Origin of the sequence: Methanoculleus sp. (genome assembly GCF_035363275.1) — an archaeon.
Lineage (GTDB): Archaea > Halobacteriota > Methanomicrobia > Methanomicrobiales > Methanoculleaceae > Methanoculleus.
In genome coordinates this window covers 1-1,637 of record NZ_DAOSET010000130.1, presented here as the reverse complement: position 1 = coordinate 1,637, position 1,637 = coordinate 1, and the positions used below count along the sequence as shown (strand labels likewise).

At 60.7% G+C, this 1,637-nt stretch carries 3 protein-coding genes; 1 reads left to right on the top strand and 2 read right to left on the bottom strand.

Annotated features, from left to right (window positions below; translation table 11 throughout):
* Nucleotides 1-50: 50 nt before the first annotated feature.
* Nucleotides 51-485, top strand: coding sequence for a DUF86 domain-containing protein (locus PLN84_RS13250; RefSeq protein WP_292382468.1), 435 nt, complete (start codon nt 51-53; stop codon nt 483-485).
* Nucleotides 486-522: 37 nt separating this feature from the next.
* Here the strand turns inward: PLN84_RS13250 and PLN84_RS13245 are convergent, their stop codons facing one another.
* Nucleotides 523-1,257, bottom strand: coding sequence for a DUF1614 domain-containing protein (locus PLN84_RS13245; protein WP_292382469.1), 735 nt, complete (start codon nt 1,255-1,257; stop codon nt 523-525).
* A gap of 21 nt (nt 1,258-1,278) precedes the next feature.
* The coding region (locus tag PLN84_RS13240; protein ID WP_348532184.1) for a fibrillarin-like rRNA/tRNA 2'-O-methyltransferase at nt 1,279-1,637 on the bottom strand (359 nt) is incomplete at its 5' end.

The window sequence follows — 1,637 nt, the reverse complement described above, 5'->3', positions numbered from 1 at the left end:
GATGATTTTAAGCACCGGTTGTATGATTACATCGGCAAAGAGGCAATGGCGTGACAGGAGGCGTCCGCGATACGGCAATTCGTATCAAACTCCAGGAGATGGCCGAGAGTGTCGATATGGTCGAAGAGCACCTCCCCGACTCAGCCGATTCGTTCCGGCAGCTCGGCATCGTAAAAGACGGCATATACAAACGCACCGAATATTCCATCGAGAACGTCTATGATATATGCGCAATCCTGAATGCTGACCTCCACCTCGGTGTCCCCGGCACGGATGAAGATATCCTTGAGAACCTCGTGTTGCACGAGGTGCTCGCCCCGGCGATCCGGCAGAATCTGAAGGCAATGAAGGGATTCCGGAACATTGTTGTGTACCACTACGGGGCAATCGATGATGATCTTGCCTTCTCGATCCTGAAGGTGCATATCGATGACTTTTCTCTCTTCAGGCGGGAAGTTGAACGCTTCCTGCAGTCGGTTGCGTGACGGGCCATGAGCCGGTGTCACAACCGGTCGATGCCCCTCACGCCAGCAGCGCCGCGATGATCCCGGTTAAAAAGATTCCATCGAACGTCCCCGCCCCGCCGATGCTCGCCATCGGCGCTCCCAGTTCCCCGATACGATCGAGGTTCAAGAGGTCCGCCCCGATCAGGGTCCCGAGCGTCCCGCTCACATAGGCGATGATCACCGCCGCGCCCGGAACACCCCCCGCAAAGAGCGAGAGGATCAGGGCCGCAAAGAGCGCCGCGAGCGGCGGGATGAAGAACGGTGTCGCGATCCCGAGCCCCGGCACCGGGCGGGCGACGAGTTTTGTTGTGACCGTCACGATCCCGACCCCGAGGAGAGCGAGCCCGAGGAGCAGGTAACCCCCGCTGAGCAGGACCGAGTCGTAGAGCAGGTAGAGCGATATCGCCACCGGGATGAGGGCCCCACCGACGTTGACCGCGAGGACCGTCCTTGATACCGGCTGCGGGATGCGGTAGAGCCGCCCGTACATAGCGACGTAGCGATCGGAGATCGGCGTCGCCGACCGGCTCTCCAGCGTCCTGACGGGGATGTTGATGAAACTCCCGAAAAGGGTCAGGAAGAGGATGAAGAGCACCTGCCACCATGAAAACCCGAGCCTCGCAAACGTCGCCCCGATCACCGTCAGAAAGAGGATCGGGAAGATAACGACGGCGAAGAGGAAGAGGACGAGCATCCCGAAGAGGAGGAGGAGGAACAGGGGAGAGAAGGGGTTGAAGACGACCCGGTCCATATCAAGAAGTTACCCTTCCCACTAATATAGACTACCCCTGCGGACGCAGACGATGGCGGCATGGTCGTGGTGGTAAGGTTCGAGCCACCGGACGTCCACCACGTCGAGGTGCTGTTCAAGCCCGGCCCGGGCCTCTGCGAACACCTCCTCCGGGTCACGCCGGACGTCCACGCTCCGGGTCTTGAGCATCAGGATGAGGTGCCCGCCGGGTTTGAGGAAGGCGAGGTTCTGCTCCGCGATCTCGACCTGGTTTGGCTGCGCTACGTCCTGGTAGACCAGGTCGACCGCCTCCATGAACGGGGCATACTCCTCCGGCCGGTTCGCATCGGCCATGATCGGGACGATGTTCTTCCTCCGGCGGGCCACCTCGAGGAGGTCCT

What these genes read in the sequence shown, in the direction of transcription:
- PLN84_RS13245 (WP_292382469.1), bottom strand. Translation starts at nt 1,257, where the DNA reads ATGGACCGGGTCGTCTTCAACCCCTTCTCTCCCCTGTTCCTCCTCCTC.